10 protein-coding genes are annotated in these 16615 nt (G+C 71.4%); 7 read left to right on the forward strand and 3 right to left on the reverse strand.

What is annotated here, in order from left to right; translation table 11 throughout:
* The 4 genes from IPI43_31035 to IPI43_31050 are packed head-to-tail and all read left to right on the forward strand — an operon-like array spanning position 1 to position 10710.
* A complete protein-coding gene (locus IPI43_31035) occupies positions 1 to 4329 on the forward strand; it encodes a hypothetical protein (GenBank protein MBK7778498.1) in 4329 nt (1442 codons plus the stop codon).
* A 33-nt stretch (positions 4330 to 4362) separates the two neighbouring features.
* Entirely contained in the window at positions 4363 to 8955 is a 4593-nt protein-coding gene (locus IPI43_31040) for a zinc-dependent metalloprotease (protein ID MBK7778499.1), read from the forward strand.
* Positions 8930 to 10078, forward strand: a complete 1149-nt coding sequence (locus tag IPI43_31045) for a hypothetical protein (GenBank protein MBK7778500.1) — start codon at positions 8930 to 8932, stop codon at positions 10076 to 10078. Before IPI43_31040 ends, IPI43_31045 begins: the two co-directional genes overlap by 26 nt.
* Entirely contained in the window at positions 10075 to 10710 is a 636-nt protein-coding gene (locus IPI43_31050) for a hypothetical protein (GenBank protein ID MBK7778501.1), read from the forward strand. Before IPI43_31045 ends, IPI43_31050 begins: the two co-directional genes overlap by 4 nt.
* A 30-nt stretch (positions 10711 to 10740) precedes the next feature.
* Here IPI43_31050 and IPI43_31055 read toward each other — a convergent pair whose 3' ends face one another.
* Positions 10741 to 12210: a hypothetical protein gene (locus IPI43_31055; GenBank protein ID MBK7778502.1), complete on the reverse strand. Its 1470-nt coding sequence runs from the start codon at positions 12208 to 12210 to the stop codon at positions 10741 to 10743.
* 31 nt (positions 12211 to 12241) lie between these two features.
* Positions 12242 to 12592 (reverse strand): hypothetical protein, encoded by a 351-nt coding sequence (locus IPI43_31060; protein MBK7778503.1) that lies wholly within the window; start codon positions 12590 to 12592, stop codon positions 12242 to 12244.
* Between the two features lie 54 nt (positions 12593 to 12646).
* Between IPI43_31060 and IPI43_31065 the strand changes: the two genes are divergently transcribed.
* The 3 genes from IPI43_31065 to IPI43_31075 all read left to right on the forward strand — a co-directional run bounded on the left by IPI43_31065 (position 12647) and on the right by IPI43_31075 (position 15445).
* A complete protein-coding gene (locus IPI43_31065; protein MBK7778504.1) occupies positions 12647 to 13615 on the forward strand; it encodes a hypothetical protein in 969 nt (322 codons plus the stop codon).
* A 51-nt stretch (positions 13616 to 13666) separates the two neighbouring features.
* Complete coding sequence (locus IPI43_31070; protein ID MBK7778505.1) at positions 13667 to 14626, forward strand: hypothetical protein; 960 nt, start codon at positions 13667 to 13669, stop codon at positions 14624 to 14626.
* A gap of 78 nt (positions 14627 to 14704) precedes the next feature.
* Entirely contained in the window at positions 14705 to 15445 is a 741-nt protein-coding gene (locus tag IPI43_31075) for a hypothetical protein (GenBank protein MBK7778506.1), read from the forward strand.
* On the opposite strand, the gene IPI43_31080 is transcribed toward IPI43_31075, so the two are convergent.
* Positions 15420 to 16583, reverse strand: coding sequence for a saccharopine dehydrogenase NADP-binding domain-containing protein (locus tag IPI43_31080; protein ID MBK7778507.1), 1164 nt, complete (start codon positions 16581 to 16583; stop codon positions 15420 to 15422). The two genes, IPI43_31075 and IPI43_31080, sit on opposite strands and share 26 nt — an antisense overlap.
* Positions 16584 to 16615 lie beyond the last annotated feature (32 nt).

Genomic DNA, 16615 nt, shown 5'->3' on the forward strand with positions numbered 1-16615 from the left:
ATGCGGAGGTCCTCTGCGCTGCCCCGGCTGCTGCTCGTGTTGCTGAGCGCGCTGGGCACGGCGAACCTGCAGGCGTGCGCCGAGACGCCGCCCATCAACCGCGTGGGCACCAACGTGGTGGACAAGGGCGTGTTCGAGGGCAGCTGGTACTTCTCCCGCACCGTGGTGGGCGTGGACTACGAGGGCGGCGGGCTCGGCACGTTCCCGGGCGACAGCGCCATCGACTACGCGGGCAGCGACCTGGCGGCCATGCCGCGCATCCGCTGGGTGATCGACGAGAGTCTGCTGGTGGCCTACCGCGACTACGAGCTGCTCGAGGGCGGCAACCCCGTGGGCGGCCCCAGCGCGGAGGCCGACTTCGGGCAGCCCGTGGCGGCGTATCGGATCGAGAAGCACTTCGACATCCGGCGGGCCTACAACCCGTCCACGGGCGAAGAGCAGAACGTCATCGAAGAGAACGACACCGACCGTCCGTGGTCCGAGCGCCAGTACATGCGCGTGGACTGGTCCAAGAACCTGCTCACGGGGTACTACGCGCAGAGCGCCAGCCTGGCCGAGCTGCTGGGCCTCTTCGAGCGGCAGTCGGCCGACCTCTTCGTGCAGGCGGGGAGCCGCTTCCCGGACGCGTTCCTGCCGCGTTTCTCGGTCATGGCGTGTGACGGCCGCGACGACGACGACCCGGCCTGCACCGCCGAGCACCGCCCGCACGCGGACGACTACCCGCGCGACCAGCTCTACCACTTCTCGTTCGTCACGCAGGACTTGATGTCGCCGGGGGACGTGGAGGACCTGTTCACCGATGCGACGGTCAACTGGTGTACCTCGGCCTACGTGGACGCGCCCACATGCACCACCACCGCGGTCTACGTGCGCAACGCCTTCCTGCGCGTGAGCGACACGCGCCAGTACGAGCCGCAGCAGTGGTCGGACCGGCGCTTCGAGCGGGCCGGCTTCTTTCGGCTCGAGCGCCCCACGCTGGACCGCAGCACCGCGCCCGACGACCCCGCGCTGGGTGAGTCGGACTTCCGCAACCACAACATCAACCGCCTGAACCTGTGGCGTCGGACACGCGACGCCGACGGCCGGCTGCTGCCCTATGCGCAGCGCGAGGTCCGCCCGGTGGTCTATCACACCAGCCCCGAGCTGCCGGCGCACCTGGTGGAGCCCAGCTTCGAGCTGGTGGGCCGCTGGAACGAGAGCTTCATGGGCATGGTGCGGCACCTGCGCGAGGAGCCCGAGGCGCTGTACCCCGAGGTGTCTTGCCAGCGGCTGGACCCCGACGTGTACTGCTACTGCGTGACCGACCCGGAGGACGCCACGCTGCTCAACCCCACCTGCCCGGGGCGCTACGACCCGTTCGAGACGCCGGCCCAGGCACGCGCGCGCGGCGCGGTGAACCCCTACGACTGCCACGTGGAGCTCCCGCCGCGGGTGCAGCCCAACCTGGACGACCCGTCGCTCGGCAACGCCGACTTCTTCGGCTGGTTCGGCGCGCGCCAGGTGGGCAGCGAGTGCGTGCTGCAGCTCGAGGTCAACACCTGCAACGAGCGCAGCATCGCGGAGAACGGCGGCACCACCGAGGGCCTCGCCTGCCAGGAGCGCGGCGACATGCGCTACCGCTTCCTGAGCTACGTGGACCAGCCCGGCACGCCCTTCCTGGGCATCGCCACGCTGCGCGGCGACCCGGTCACGGGCGAGCTCTTGGTGGGCGACGCCAACGTGGGCGGCCCGGCGCTGGACCTCTACCGCACCACGGCGCTCCAGACGGTGGACCTGGTCACGGGCAACATCACCGACGCGCGCTTCACACAGGGCGAGGACGTGCGCCAGTACCTCGAGAACCTGGGCAACGTGGAGCTTCCGGCGCGCCCGCGCGTCGACTTCAGCGTGGCGGCGGCCGCGGGGACTGCGGCGCCGGCCGACCTCGCCGCAGTGGACAACGTGATGGCACGCTTCGCCGACCGCGCCGCGCAGCTGGCCGGGCCCGGAGGGCGCAGCCAGACGTTCGTGGACCGCCGGGCGGACCTCGTGGGCGGCGAGTCCGAGGCCCTGCTCACGCGCAACCTCGAGGTGCTCATGATGAGCGGCGCGGACGTGCTGCCGCCGGGCGTCACCCCCGAAGACCTGAGCGAGGCGCAGCTGGACCGCGTGTCGCCGCTGCGCTCGACCGCGCACGAGCAGCTCCGGCGGCACCGCGAACTCGAGAACGCGGCGTCGAGCCACAACGTGATGCTGCCCAACAGCTACGTGGACACGTCGGTCACGGAGTTTGCGTTGCGCCACCGCAACTGGCCGCGCGCGCGCCTCGAGATCGCGGTGAACCGGCTGCTTTACTACCAGACCATGTTGCACGAGCTGGGGCACTGCCTGGGGCTGCGGCACGACTTCGGGGCCAGCGCCGACACGGGCAACTACGACGACGCCTACTACCAGATCGCGGCGCGCACCCCGCTGCCCTCGCCCGAGGCGTTCGACCTCGACGGCACGCTGGGCCTCGCGCCGAACGAGCAGCTGGCGTTCGAGAACGCGCTCGACCTGGTGATGTCGCGGCGCGAGCTGGCCGGCATCGACCGCTTCATGGACTCGTCGGTCATGGAGTACACGGCGCAGTGGTACGAGCGCACCGACACCACCATCGGTCGCTACGACCACGCGGCGCTGCACCTGGGCTACGGCGACCTGGTGGAGATCTACGCCAACGACGCCGGGCGCCCGGTGACCAGCCTGACCCCCGTGAACACCGCGCGGGTGTGGGCGCAGTGGTACGAGGGCGGCGAGCCCTGCGAGAGCGACGCGGACTGCCCCTACTCCACCACGGGGGAGTCGGCGGCGCTGCTGCGCGACGTGAACCGCGCGAGCGGCGCCACCCAGCGCTGCGTGGCGCACCCCAACGGCGAGGCCGCCTTCGGGCGCATCTGCAGCGCGTTCGAGGACGACCTGCTGGACGCCACCCTCGCGGCGGGGCCCACGGCGCCCTTCGCCCCCGTGGACTACCGCTTCTGCTCCGACGAGCGCGTGGGCACGCTGGGCTGGTGTCACCGCTTCGACGAAGGCGACAGCTACCGCGCCGTGGTGCGCAACGTGGCCGAGCAGTACGAGCGCGAGTACCTCTTCACCAACTTCCGCCGCTACCGCGCCGACTTCCGCGTGGGCAGCTACGTCTTCGATCGCCTGGTGGGCCGGCACTTCACCATCCTCCAGGACGTCTTCCAGAACCTGCTGTACCGCTACACCAGCGAGCCCGAGTTCCGCAGCGAGCAGGGCGCCTTCGGCTTCTACGACCAGTTCATGGCCACGGCCGACTCGCTCAACTTCTATGCGCGCGTGCTGTCCCAGCCCGACATCGGCAGCTACGAGTTCGAGGACACCACGTTGAGCTACCGGCGCGTGAGCGCGAACCCCAACGTTGCGGGCGCCGACCTGCGGGTGGACCTGGGCCTCGGCCGCCACCTGAGCTCCAGCTACCAGCGGGGCCTCACGGGCATCACGCGGCTCGAGCGCATCGGGAGCTTCTACGACAAGTGGTACGCGATGCAGATGCTCACGCAGCGCGGCTGGACCGCGGGCTACGGCACCGACGTGCCCTTCTGGACCAACTGGTACGACTTGTTCCCGCTGGAGATGCAGCAGATCCTGCAAGGGCTCATCCAGGACCAGCCGGGCACGCTGGCCCCGCGCCTGGCCTGCACCAGCCAGAACGGGCGCCAGTGCAACGGCCCACGCATGCTGTACATGGACCTCTACCGCGGGGACTGCAGCAGCGCCGCCACCTGCCGGCCCGACCCGGTGAGCGAGACCTACGACGGCTTCGCCTACGTGAACGGCGGCAGCTCGATCACGCTGCAATTCCTGGCGGCGGTCTTCGCGCTCACCGACCTGCCGGTGTTCTTCGACACCAGCTTCCTCAGCCAGATGTTCCTGTGCGTGGAGGGCCAGGGCGACTGCACCACGCCGAGCCCCGCGGCCGTCGAGGGCACCGACTACGCGCGCTACACCTCGCTACGGCTCAACAAGTCGTTCCTCGCGTTCCAGGTGTCGCCCGGCAGCACGGTCATCAACCAGACCAGCATCGCGTTCTCCATGGTGTCCGAGGCGCGCGACGCCAGCATCGTGCTCGAGCTGCTGAACAAGCTCGCGGACGGGGACACACTCACCATCGCCGAGCTGCAGCTGCTGGCCGACCTCGAGTACCTGCCGCCCACCACGGTGGCGGCGCTCAACACCGAGATCGCGCGCTTCGAGGGGCGCCTGGCCGACCTCGAGTCCTTCTTCTTCCAGCTGATCCAGCTCGAGCGCGAGCTGGGCGTCAGCAGCTACCCGGGGTTCTGAGTGGACCGTCGCCGCTTCGCACACACCGCGCTCGTGTTGGCCGCTCTGCTGAGTGCGCTGGCCCTCGTGGGCTGCGGCCGCCCTGACACGGTGAACCGCGTGCAGCCCAACTTCGTGGACAAGGGCCTGTTCGAGGGCGAGTGGTGGATGACCCAGACCGCCATCGACGTGGGCGCCGACGTGGGTGGCGTGACGTGGTCGGGGGACTCGGGCTTCGCGGACCTGGGGCTCGACGCGGGTGAGTCTCCGTCGCTCGCGCGCATCCGCTGGGTCATCGACGAGGACACGCTCTTCGCGTTCCGCGCCTACGAGCTGGTGCGCGGCAGCAACACGGGCGGCGACGCCGACGACTACCGCGGGCAGCCCATCGCGGCCTACCGCATCGAGTCGCACTTCGACATCCGGCGCGAGTACAACTCCGTCACGGGGGAGCCGCTCAACGTGATCGTGGAGAACACGGACGACCAGCGCTGGTTCGACCAGCCGTACATGCGCGTGGACTGGTCGCGGAACCTGATCCGCTCGTTCTACTTCGCGAGCGAGCAGCCCGCCTTCGGCACGCACACGCTCGAGAGCGCCGGCATCGACGTGCAGGACGGCAGCGAGGGCTTCCCGCGCAGCTATGCACCGCAGTTCGTGACGGTGGGCAGCGACCCGGGCTACCGCTTCGCGCACGAGTGGCCCGCCGGGAGCGAGGACGTCACGCACTACTTCAGCTTCGTGACGGTCATGAACCTGACGCCCGGGAGCGCCTGCCTCGACAGCAACAACGTGCCCTGCAGCGTGCTGCGCGTGCCCTACCGCACCGCGTTCCTGCGCGTGCCGCCGCAACACGAGTACGCCGTGGCGGCGCAGGCCCACCCCGAGTTCGACCGCTTCGGGACCTTCCGCTCCATGCAGCGCACGTATGCGCGCGGCAGCCTCCCGCGCGAGACGCTGGGTGACTTCTGCGCCAGCAACGCGGACTGCGGCGCCGGGGGCTTCTGCGACACGGAGGCGCAGGTGTGCACCGGCGGCATCACCCCGGCCTACGGCGAGACCGACTTCCTCACGTTCTACCGCCCACGCCACAACTTCTACCGCGACCCGCTGGGCGACCAGGAGTGCGTGGCCGACTGGCAGTGCGACGGCCGCTACCCGAGCGCCCCCGGCGTGCCCGGCAGCGTGTGTGACCGCGCCGCGCGGCGCTGCTCGCGGCCCGTGGTGGAGCGCGAGACCCAGCAGGTGACCTACCACCTGAACGCGGGCTTCCCGAAGCACCTGGTGGGCGCGGCCTTCGAGGTGGTGGGCAACTGGAACGAAGCGCTGATGCGCGGGCAGCGCACTGCCGTGAGCGCGGCCTTGCCCGACTACGCCGCCGTGGACGAGGCCTGTCAGGAGAGCGACCCCACGCGCTACTGCTTCTGCGGGTCGGCCGAGGAGCGCGACGGAACGTGCCCGGGGCGCTACGACCCGTTCGTGAGCCCCGACGCCTACGCGGCGCGCGGCGTGAGCGACCCGTACCGCTGCCACGTGGAGAACGCGGAGTGGACCGAGCCGAGCGCGCCCACGAGCTACGACGCGTACCCGCTGCCCGAGGCCTACCGCTTCCGCTTCGTGGGCGACGAGTGCCTCTTGGTGCTGGCCACCAACGGCTGCGACTGGGAGCGCACCGACGCGCGCGTGGCTTGTGAAGACGTGCTGGACGCGGAGGGCGAGCCCGTGCCGTGGCAGCCCCTCGGCGACCTGCGCTACCAGTTCTTCAACTACGTGGACCAGGTGAACACGCCATTTGGCGGCGTGGCGGCGCCGCTCGCAGACCCCACCACGGGCGAGCTGATCAGCGCCAACGCGAGCTTCTCGGCCGCGGGGGTGGAGGCGGCCGCCACCACCGCCATCGAGCTGTTCCCGGCGCTGCGCTGCGCCGCGCCCGCGGGCTGCGAGCCGGGCGAAGAGGGCGCCGAGGAGCGCTACCTCACCGGCGAGAACCTGCGCGGCTACTTCGCGCGCCTGGGCCGCATCCGTCATCCCGTGAGCGTGGCCTCGTCGGCGGGCGACGGCTTCACGGTGGACGACCCGTCACGCCCCGCGCTGCCGTGGGCGGGCCTCCCGGTGGACGCGCTGGCCGCCGTGCAGGGCGCCGTCGCGCGCGTGGAGCAGCGCGTGGACCGCCTGCGCGGCACCGATGGACGCACGCAGGTGCGCAGCGACCGCCTGCGCTCGCTGGCCGGCACGCGCTTCGAGAGCGGCATCCTCGGGGCTCTCGGCAGCAGCGGCGTGGACGCGCTCCAGCGCGCCTTCGACCTGGGCACGCTGTCGCCCACGGGCACCACGGGCCCCACCGACGCCACGCCAGCCGACGTGCTGGACCCCGCCGTGCTGAACGCGCTGAGCCCGTTCCGGGGCCACGGGCCCGATGTCTTCGCGCCCGAAGAGGCCTATCTGCGGCAGCTGGAGCGGCACCACATGTGCCCCGTGAACGCCGCGCTCTTGCGCTCGCGCTACTGGGAGTACTGGGCCGAGGCCTTCCGGGGGCGCAGCACCGCCGAGGCGTCCATCCGCATGCAGCAGCTCTACGCGCGCATGGTGCAGCACCACGAGCTGGGCCACAGCCTGGGCCTGCGGCACAACTTCGCGGCCAGCCTCGACCGCGACCACTACGGCGACGGCTGGTTCCGGGTGGCCTTCGGCGACGACGCCACCAGCGGCGACGAGCTCTTGCTGCCGCGCTACGCGGACTTCGACGCCACCGGCAACGGCGGCGACGGAGACGGCTTCGTAGGCCCGGGCGAAGTGGAGCGCTACCTCGCCGAGCTGCGCCGCGTGCGCAACGAGCGAGCGGCACGCGGGGCCCACAACCACAGCAGCAGCTCCACCATGGACTACAGCGGCGACACGGGTGACGCGCAGGGCCTCGGGCGCTACGACGTGGCGGCCGTGGTGTGGAACTACTTCGACATGGTGGAGGGCTTCGTGGGCGACGCCGAGGTGTCGGCGAACGACTCGTCCGACCGCTTGCGGCGCAGCGACGTGACCCCGCGCGTGTGGTTCCGCAGCTACGCCGGCGGCGACGCCTGCCGCGTGGACGGAGACTGCCCCGCGTCGGCCGAGAGCAGCGCGCTGGGCGACCAGCCCATCACGCAGCGCTGCGTGCGCAACACCCGCGAGGTGCCGCTGCAGCTGCCGTGCGCCGGCGCCACGGCCTGCGTGTGCTCGAGCTTCGACGCCGACTTCCAGGACTACGTGGACGGTGCAGCGTACGACTCGGACGAAGACGGAGACGGCGAGCCCGACTTCACGCCGGTGCGCTACCTGTTCTGCGCCGACGAGCGCACCGACGACATCAGCTGGTGCACGCGCTACGACGCGGGCGAGTCGTTCCAGGAGAGCATCGACCACGCGCGGCGCAGCTGGCTCGAGAGCTACGGGCCCACCTACTACCGTCGCTTCCGGCGCGGGGGAGCGCGCTCCGGAGGCGCCACCGGCGCCATCATCGACGCCGCCAAGATCTACCAGCACCTCTTCTTCCGCCTCAACTTCGAGCCGGGCTTCCGCAGCAACAGCGGACCGCTGGGCCTCGAGGACCAGTTCTACGCGTCGGTGGACGCCATGAACTGGTTCACCGAGCTGGTGAACTTGCCGGACGTGGGCAGCTACGCGCTCGACCCGGACACACAGACCTACGCGCGCATCGCGAGCGAGCCGGACGCGCCGGGCGCCGACTTCAGCCTGCTGCCCGGCCAGGGCTTCGGCGTCTACACCGAGTTCCAAGAAGGCTACTTCGGCTTCTTCCGGCCGGAGCGCGCCGGGGTGCTGGTGGACAAGTTCGTGGCGCTCGAGGCGCTGGCGCAGCGCGACTGGGGCCTGAGCTTCGACCCCGACGAGCGCTACTTCATCAACTTCTTCGACCTGTTCCCGGTGGAGATGACCGAGCTCTTCGGCGGCCTGGTCATCGACGACCCGCGCTGGTTCGCGCCGCGCGTGAGCTTCGACGCCGGCGAGCCCGTGATCGAGAACCTGAGCTGGTACCGCGGGACGGTGCTGGGGGACTGCAGCCCGTCCACGGGCACCGCGTTGCTGTGCCGAGCCAGCCAAGAGGTCACCTACCCCACGCCGCCGCTCGAGGGCACCAGCAACCTCTTGCTGCGCAGCTGGGCGGCCATCCTCGCGCTCTCGCAGTTCCCGGTGTTCTTCGACACCACCTTCGAGCAGCGCCTGCAGATCTTCCGCGTGGGCAGCGGCGTGGGCTTCACCATCCCGAACGTGCAGCAGGACAGCAGCACCACCTGCGCGCTGGGTGCCGCCGTGCCGGGCTCCGCCCACGTGGTGGTGGACGCCGTGCCCATGGACGGCTGCGACACGCCCGAGGACGCCGACTACGTCATCTTCGACTCGCGCCGGCTGCGTGTGCGCTACGTGGCGGTCAAGGTCCGTCCGCTCACGTCCTACAACCTCGAGGAGGAGCAGCTGGGCTTCCAGTTGCTGCTGCGCGCCATCGAAGCCCAGGAGCGGGTCATCGCGCTCGAGGCCATGGGTCCCAGCACGGAGCTCACGCGGGCGCGCCAGGCGCTCGAGGCCGAGGAGAGCTTCCTCCAGTATCTGATCGACCTGCAGGGGCGCTATGGCATCAGCAACACCTTCTTCTGACGCGCGCTACGACGTGTGGCTGCTGCGGGTCGACGACCCGGCCGGCGCGATGGACGCGCTCAGCGTGGCGCTGGCAGACCGGGTGCGCGCGCGCGAGGCGGTGATGTCCACACCCGCCATGCTGGTGCATGGCGCCACCGCCTCCGAGGTGGAGGCGCTGCGCGCGCAGCTCGCGCCGCACGGGGTCATGCTGGACGGGCGGCCTTCGCGGCGGGCGGCGGTGGCGGCCAACGTTCCCAGCAGCTCCGCGTCGCTAGCCTCCGGGGCTACCGCCTTGCCGTTCGCCACCGCCGGTGCAGCCCTCGCGAGCGACGCCGAGCTCGGCGTGGCCAAGGTGTCCTACCACGCGGCGCTCGTGGCCGCGCCCGCCTACGTGCTGCAGCCCACGGCGCTCTTGGCCATCGCGGTGCTCACGGTGCTCACGGTGGCGTCGTCGTTCGGCGCGCTGACCGGGTCCATCATGGTGGCGCTCGGCGCGCCGCTCGCGGTCTCCGGCCTGCGCTTCAGCGTGTTCGCGCTGATCGTGCGGCGCAGCCGAGCCGGGCAGACCGACCTGCGCCTCGGGGACGACGAGCAAGACCCCTTCGGGCTGCTGTTCGCGGGCGTGCGCTTCGTCTTCGTGACGCTCGCGGCGTTCGCGCCCTTCCTGCTGGTCAGCTGGTCGGCCATGCCCCAGGTGGTGGGCTACCTGCTGCCCTACGAGACGGGCGTGACCACCGCCGACTTCGTGCTGTCGGCGCTGCTGCTGTCGCTCACGTTCCTCTTCCCGCTGGTGGCGCTGCCCGGCGCCTACGCCGCCACGGCGCTCGGCACGGGTTGCTCGGGCGTGAACCCCATCGTCGGCTTGATCGTGGCGCGGCGCATCCCCGGGCCCTACTTCCTGACGCTGGGCTACCTGACGGCCTTCTGGTTCGCGAGCGCCGCGCTCATGAGCGGCGGCATGCTGGCCGTCTTCTCGAGCGCCGCCGCCTCGGCCGCGGGCAAGGACGGGGTCGCCGGCGCGCTCGTGTCGCTGGTGCTGGTCACGGGGGTCATGACGGTGATGGACGTGACCTCCACGCTCATCTCGGCGCGCGTGCTGGGCCTCTTGACGTTCCACTACCGCGAGGAGCTCGGGCTGTGAGCGATCCCTTCGACTACCGGGACCCAGCCGGGCTCGAGCTGGAGCTGGATCTCCCGGCCACACCCAGCCCGCGAGCCGCCGCCCGCCCTGCGCCACGGCCAGATGAGCTCCCCGGGTTGCCCGACGAATTCATGGAGCTGCCGGACGAGCTCACCGCGCCCTTTCCGGAGCCTGCCCCGGGACCGGTGGCCACCGAGGCGTGGTCGCTCGAGCTCGAGGACATCGCCCCGCCCCCCGCGACGCCCTCCATCGCCACTTCGCCCCGCGCTGCACCCGCGGCTCGCGCGGCGGCCACGCTGGCCCTGCCGCAGCCCCCGCGGCCACTCGAACCGCCGCCCGCGCGCACGCTCGAGCTGCGCATCGCCCAGTCGGTGGACCGCATGTCTCCCTTCGCGCGCGGGGGCCTGCTGGCGTTCACCATCGCCGCGATGCTGCTGCTCGCCACCACGGTGCTGATGGCCGGGGTGCGCAGCGCGCTCAGCACCATGGAGGAGCTGCGCCAGGCGGGCGCGGCCGCGGCCCCGGTCCCCGCTCCGGCTGCTGCGGGCGAGCGCCGCGACCCCTACGAGGCCTACCGCGTGGACGACGTGCTGGAGGTGGACGACGACGGGCGACACGTGCCGCCGCGCTGATCGAGCCGAGCGGCAGGCCCAGCCCGCGGCTCAGTACCACATGCCCGCGCCGATGCTGTAGCTCACGTAGTTGCGGGCGCCGTCGAACGTGAACGACAAGCGGAAGTCGAACGGGTCCATCAGCCCGAAGGCGTCCCAGCGAAAGAGCCGCACGTCGCACCCGAACGTGGCGTGCAGGCGCGGCGCGAGCTCGTCGCTGCGGGCGGGCTCGAGATACAAGCCGCCGCGCACCTTGAGGCGGTTGGGCCACGGCTCGAGCTCGGTGCCCAGGCGGAACATGAACGACGCCGACTGCCGGCGGGTGCGGTGCTCTTGGTCGAAGAACGCGTCGAGCCCGATGGAGTCCGGCTTCGCTCTGCCGAGGAAGATGACGCTGGCCGTGAGCAGGTAGCGCTCGCGCGGCTCGTGGTCGGCCAGCCCGTGCAGGTGCCGCTCGAACGCGTCCTCGAGCTCGTCGATGCGGTCTTCGGCGGCGTCCAGCTCGGCCTCGCGGCGCTCGCGCTCGGCGGCACGGAATTCGGGGTCGCGCGCGCGCACGCGGAGACGCGGGCAGGAGAGGCCGCGCTCGGGCTCGGGCTGTTCGGCCGCGGCCAGCTCGCGGCGCACCTGCTCGAGCTCTCGCTCGCACTGCATCATCCGCAGCTCGCGCAGGATGGGGCCCTCCACGTCCTTCACTTCGAAGTTGCGCGCGTTCAGCCGGCGGGGCCCGAACTGATAGGCCGCCCCCAGGCGCAGCTCGAAGGGGTTGTGGAACCCACTCGGGCGAGGCACCTGCGGCTGCGTGCCGCCCATGGACGATGCGTCGGCGTCCACCCGCGAGTGCACCGGGGTGGCGATGGCCGCGCCCACGCGATACGGCCGGTCGGCGGGCATGTAGATGGCGCCCACCTCCACGCCGAAGCCCACGAACGAGAAGAGGTCCAGCGTCAGCGTGTCGCCCATCTCCGTGGACGCGGAGAGCGTGGCCTGCAGCGTTCGGAGGCCTGCGCCCACCACCAGCTCTCCGTTCCTGAGCGACCACCCGCCGCCCACGTGCGAGCGCGTGGCCAACACCGAGACCGAACGCCCGTCGATCTGGGCGTTGTACGTCTCGAGGTGGATGTAGCCGCCGATGCCCACCGGGCCGAACTGCAAGCGCAGGCCCACGTCGAGCGACAGCTGGCTGCTGACGGCCAGGCCCCCCTGGCCGCTGTTGAAGACGTCGTTGTCGCTGGTGCCGAACGAGATGCTGGGCGACAGCTCCCACTCGAAGAAGTGGTGCTCGCGCGCGTTGCGCACCGCGTACGCCGCGGGGTTGAAGGGCACGCCGTCGATGCCCTCGGCGAGAGCCACGAAGGCGCCGCCCATGCTGACCACGCGGCCCGAGCCGAGCACCGGGATCTCCACGAGGTCCAGCGAGTAGCCCTCGTCCACCAGCTGCGCGCGCGCCGCGGGCGGTGCCACGAGCGCGCCGAAGAGGCACAGGCCGGCGATCAGTCGCGTCGTCTTCTGCAACGGCATGGAACGGGGGCCAGGCTACCCGAAGTTGCGCTCAGTGCAGCTCACATTGGTGACCCGGCACCACCTCACGCGCGGGCGAGCCGATGCGCGTGACCACGCTTCCGGTCTCCCCGGCAGGCACCACCAGGCGATGCCGCGGCGTGGGGTCGGCCGTGGTCCACACCTCGCAGCGCGCCTCGCGCCGGCAGCCGTTCACGACGATCACCGCGTGGGCATAGCCATAGGCCTGCATGCGCGCCTCGCCGCGGACCGTCAGGCAGTCGGCACCCTCGGGGGCCTCGGCCACGGCGCGCTGGCTGCCGCCTAGGGAGGCCCCCGCGATGAGCCCCGCGACCGCCAGGATGCCAGCGCCGATGGTGCGGCCGTGCCTCGAGTTGTGCATGGGGACAGCATGTCCTGAATGGACACCCGCAGCCAGCCTGGTAGCGTAGCCGCCATGTCACGCCCGCTGCGCATCCTCTCGGTCCTCTCCCTGTCGCTCCTGCTCACCGGACTCGCCTCGTGCGGTGGCGGTGGCGGTGGAAGCACCGTGGGGGCCGAGGGCTCGGTGCCGGTCCTGCAGCTGGTGCATCCCAACACGCCCATGGCGTTGCACGTGAACATGGATGGGCTGCGGCGCTCGCCCTACTACCAGGAGCTGCGGGACATGGACAGCGCGCTGTCCGAGCGCGAGCGACAGAACGTGGGCAAGCTGTTCCAGCTGCTGGACCGCTCGGACCACTTCGTGGTGGGCTTCGATCCCTTCGGCTCCGGTCCGGATGACACGCTCATCGCGCTGCGGGGGGCTTTCGAGTCGAGCCACCTCGATGTGCTCGACGAGTTCGACGAGCTGGCAACGCACCGCGAGCACGCGCTCCGCGGCCGCGGCAGCGAATGGACCGTGATCCCCAACGCGGACACGCTCCTGTTCGGGCAGCTGGAGCAGGTGCACGACGGGCTCGACCGGCTGGACGGCATCTATCCCGCGTCGGGCCCCACCCGCCCCGGCTTTGCCGAAGCGGCCGCGCTCTGCGAGCTGGGCCAGCACGACGTCGGTGCCGTGTGGGTCTTTACCGACGAGATGCGGGCAGGTCTCGGCGAGGGTCACGTGGAGCACGTGCTGCATGAGAACGGCGTGAGCGCGGGCATGTCGGTCGACCTGCGAGACGGCGTGCACTTCCGGGGCTTCGTGACCACCAACGACACAGCCGCCGTCCCCGTGCTCGCGCACGCCCTGCAAGAGGCCCTGGGCGAGCTGCCGAGCGAGCCGGTGATGGTGGCGCTGGGCCTGACCGCCATCCTGGAACAGGTGCAGATCACCGAGGAAGGCACCACTCTCCGCGTGGAGCTGCGCGCCACGGACGACCAGGTGCGAGGGGTGATCTCCAATTTCCAGCAGTTCCTGCAGTCCAGCCCCCAGAACTGAAGGGCCAACTCCCCCATGCAGGGGCCGGGTGGGGCTGATATCTTCCCGGCCATGTCACCTCGCCTTCGAACGCTCGCGCTGCTCTCGCTCTCCCTCCTGGTCGCCTCGGTCGCCTCTTGCGGCGGCGGCGGAGGGGGTGGCCAAGCCGAGGCCGGCCCCGTCTCCCTGGTCCACCTGCTGGACGCCGACACGCCCATCGTGGCGCACGTGGACATGGACGGGCTGCGCCAGTCGCCCTACTACGCGCTGGTTCGCGACGCGATCATGGCCACGCTGGGTGAGAGCGACCGGGCCGAGCTCACCAACGTGCTCCAGCTGCTGGACCGCACGGACCACATCGTGGTGGGCGCCAACCCCACCCAGGAGCAGGGCGTCATCCTGCTCCGCGGCGCGTTCGAGCCCAGCCACATCGAGCTGGTGCAGCCGCCCGATGGTCACTTCACGCACCGTCAGCACGCGCTGCGCGGCAACGCGGACTCGCGCGGCGTGGTCACGGCGGACACCATGATCCTGGGGGCCACCGAGCCCGTTCTCCGCGCCCTCGACCGCTTGGACGGTCTGCTCCCCGCGACCGGCCCCACGCTCGCGGGGTTCCCGGAAGCGGCGGGGCGTGCCCACCTGGGCGAGCGCGACGTGAGCGTGGTGGTGCTGCTGACCGAGGAAATCCGCCGCGGCTTCGGCCAGGGCGACGTGGAGCAGCAGCTCCAGCAGAGCGGCCTCAGCGCGGGTGCCTCGCTGGACGCGCGCAACGGCATCCGCCTGAGCGGCTTCTTCACGGCCAGCACCGAGGGCGCCGTGCAGGTGCTCGCGGGCCAGCTGCGCGAGGCGCTCAGCGAGGCGCAGGGCGACATGACGCTGGCCATGCTGGGCCTGAGCGTCCTGCTCCAGCAGATCGAGATCACCGAGCGCGGGACCGACCTGCTGGTGGAGTTCCGCCTGGACGACCAGCAGGTGCGCGACGTGCTCGAGCGTTTCGGGCCGCTGCTGCAGGCGTTCCTGACCGCGCTCTGAGCTCGGCCGAGGCGAGGCCAGCGGCGTGATCGTCACGAGCGCTGGCCCGCGCCGCTCGCGCGCGCCATATACCCGCCGATGGCCACCCGAAAGTCCCCCCCCAGCAAGGCCGCGCCCGTCGTTCGACGGTCGAGAGACGACCGCAAGCGGCTGCCCGCCGACCTCGAGGCGTTCGCGCGTGGCGATGAGGGGCGCTACCGGCCGGAGCGGCCCGACCGCCCTCGCCTGCAGGACCCTCGCCCCAGCGCCACCATCGCGGGCGTGCGCAACCTGGACGCACGCGACTTCCACGACCGGCGCGTGGAGACCATGGAGGCGCTGCTGCCCTCGCTCTCGGACGAGAGCGCCTCGGCGGCCGACGACCGTGACCACCTCGGCCGCTTGTTGGCCGAGGCCATCCTGACCGGGCAACACCGGGGGCGCAGCTTCGTGAGCTTCGATGCCTTCGTGGACGTGGCGCTCGGCATCGCGCCCGCCCGTGCCCGTGAGCTGGCCAAGCGCGGGGTGGTGCAGCTGGGTCTCGGCGTGGATCAGCTCCGCCAGCTCTCCGACGAGACCGTGGCGGTGTTCGTGCGCTGCGAGACGGCGCTCACCGACAAGGAGCTGCCTGGCAAGGTCAGCATCGTCATCGACGGCAACGGCACCGAGCGCATCCGCGTGGAGGTGGACAGTAACCGCGCGGCGCAGGTGCTCTACGCCGTGGGCGGGCGCCTCAGCCAGCTGGCCGCCGACCAGGACAACAAGGGCGGCGGCCCGCCCAAGGACTACAAGGACAAGGGCGGCGCGCCCAGCCCTAGCCCTCGATCACGTCGAACGTGATGCCCTGCGCCCGAAGGCGCTCGATCAGCGCGTTGCCCATGGCCATGGCTGGGGTGACCACGCCCACGTGCGGCGGCAGGCGATCGCGGTCGAGCGCCAGGCACAGGGCCGACTCGGCCACCATCTTGCTGGTCTCGTCGTAGCCCGGGTCGCCGCCCGCTACCTCCGTGACCACACGCTTGCCGCCACCTTCGGCGATGAAGCGCACGTTGAACCAGCTCTGCGCGCGGGCTTGCTCGCTGGGGCCGTCGCCACGCGAGCGTGCCTTCAGCAAGAGCGCCTTGGCGGGCGGCAGCTGGGCCAGCAGCGCGAGGGCGCCCACACCGGCCACGCCGGCCAGCGCCAGGGGCAGCTCGTTCACGCGCACGTAGTGCCCATAGGTGAAGTCCGGACCGAACGCCGGCATGGCGGCGGCGCTGCGGCGCACCATGACCGGATCGATGGTGGGCAGCGGGATGGCCCACGCGCCGATGGAGGCCTCGTGGAAGATGTGCAGCTTCTCGGCCCGTACGCGGCGCCCCGTGGGCCGCGAGGGACGCGCGCGTTTGGCCCGGCGAGCGGCGTCGCGACGTGCGTTCGAGAACGCCTCGATCGCGCTGTGCCAGGTGCCGCCGGAGGCCTGCCCCGCCGCGCGCACGAAGCCGCGGCAGAGGATGGGCACGGGCTCGGTGAAGCGCTGCACCGTGAAGAACGCGCCGAGGTCGTGCGGGATGCTGTCGAAGCCGCAGCACGACACGATGCGCAGGCCCTTCGCGGCGGCGGCGGCGTGGTGCTTCTCCTGGATCTGCTCCACGAACTCGGGCTCGCCGGTGATGTCCACGTAGTCGGTGCCGGCCTCCACACACGCGTTCACCAGGGGCTCGCCGTACTCGGCGTAGGGGCCCACCGTGGTGAGCACCACACGCGTGGATTGCGCCATGCTCAGGAGCGAAGCCGGGTCGCTCACGTCCACGCGCAGCATGGGCACGTCCACGCCGGCGTCCTTGGCCACCTGCGCCAGCTTGTCGAGGCTGCGCCCCGCGATGGCCCAGCGGACCCCGGCCGGAGCGGCATGGGCCAGGTGACGCACCACCAGCTGACCAGTGAAGCCAGTGGCTCCGAAGACGACGATGTCGTGAGGGCGAACTGCGGAAGACATGGGCCGCGAACGTAGCACGCGGCGGGGCAACG

It is taken from the genome of Sandaracinaceae bacterium, from assembly GCA_016706685.1.
In the GTDB taxonomy this organism is placed as follows: Bacteria; Myxococcota_A; Polyangia; order Polyangiales; family Houyiibacteriaceae; genus JADJJE01.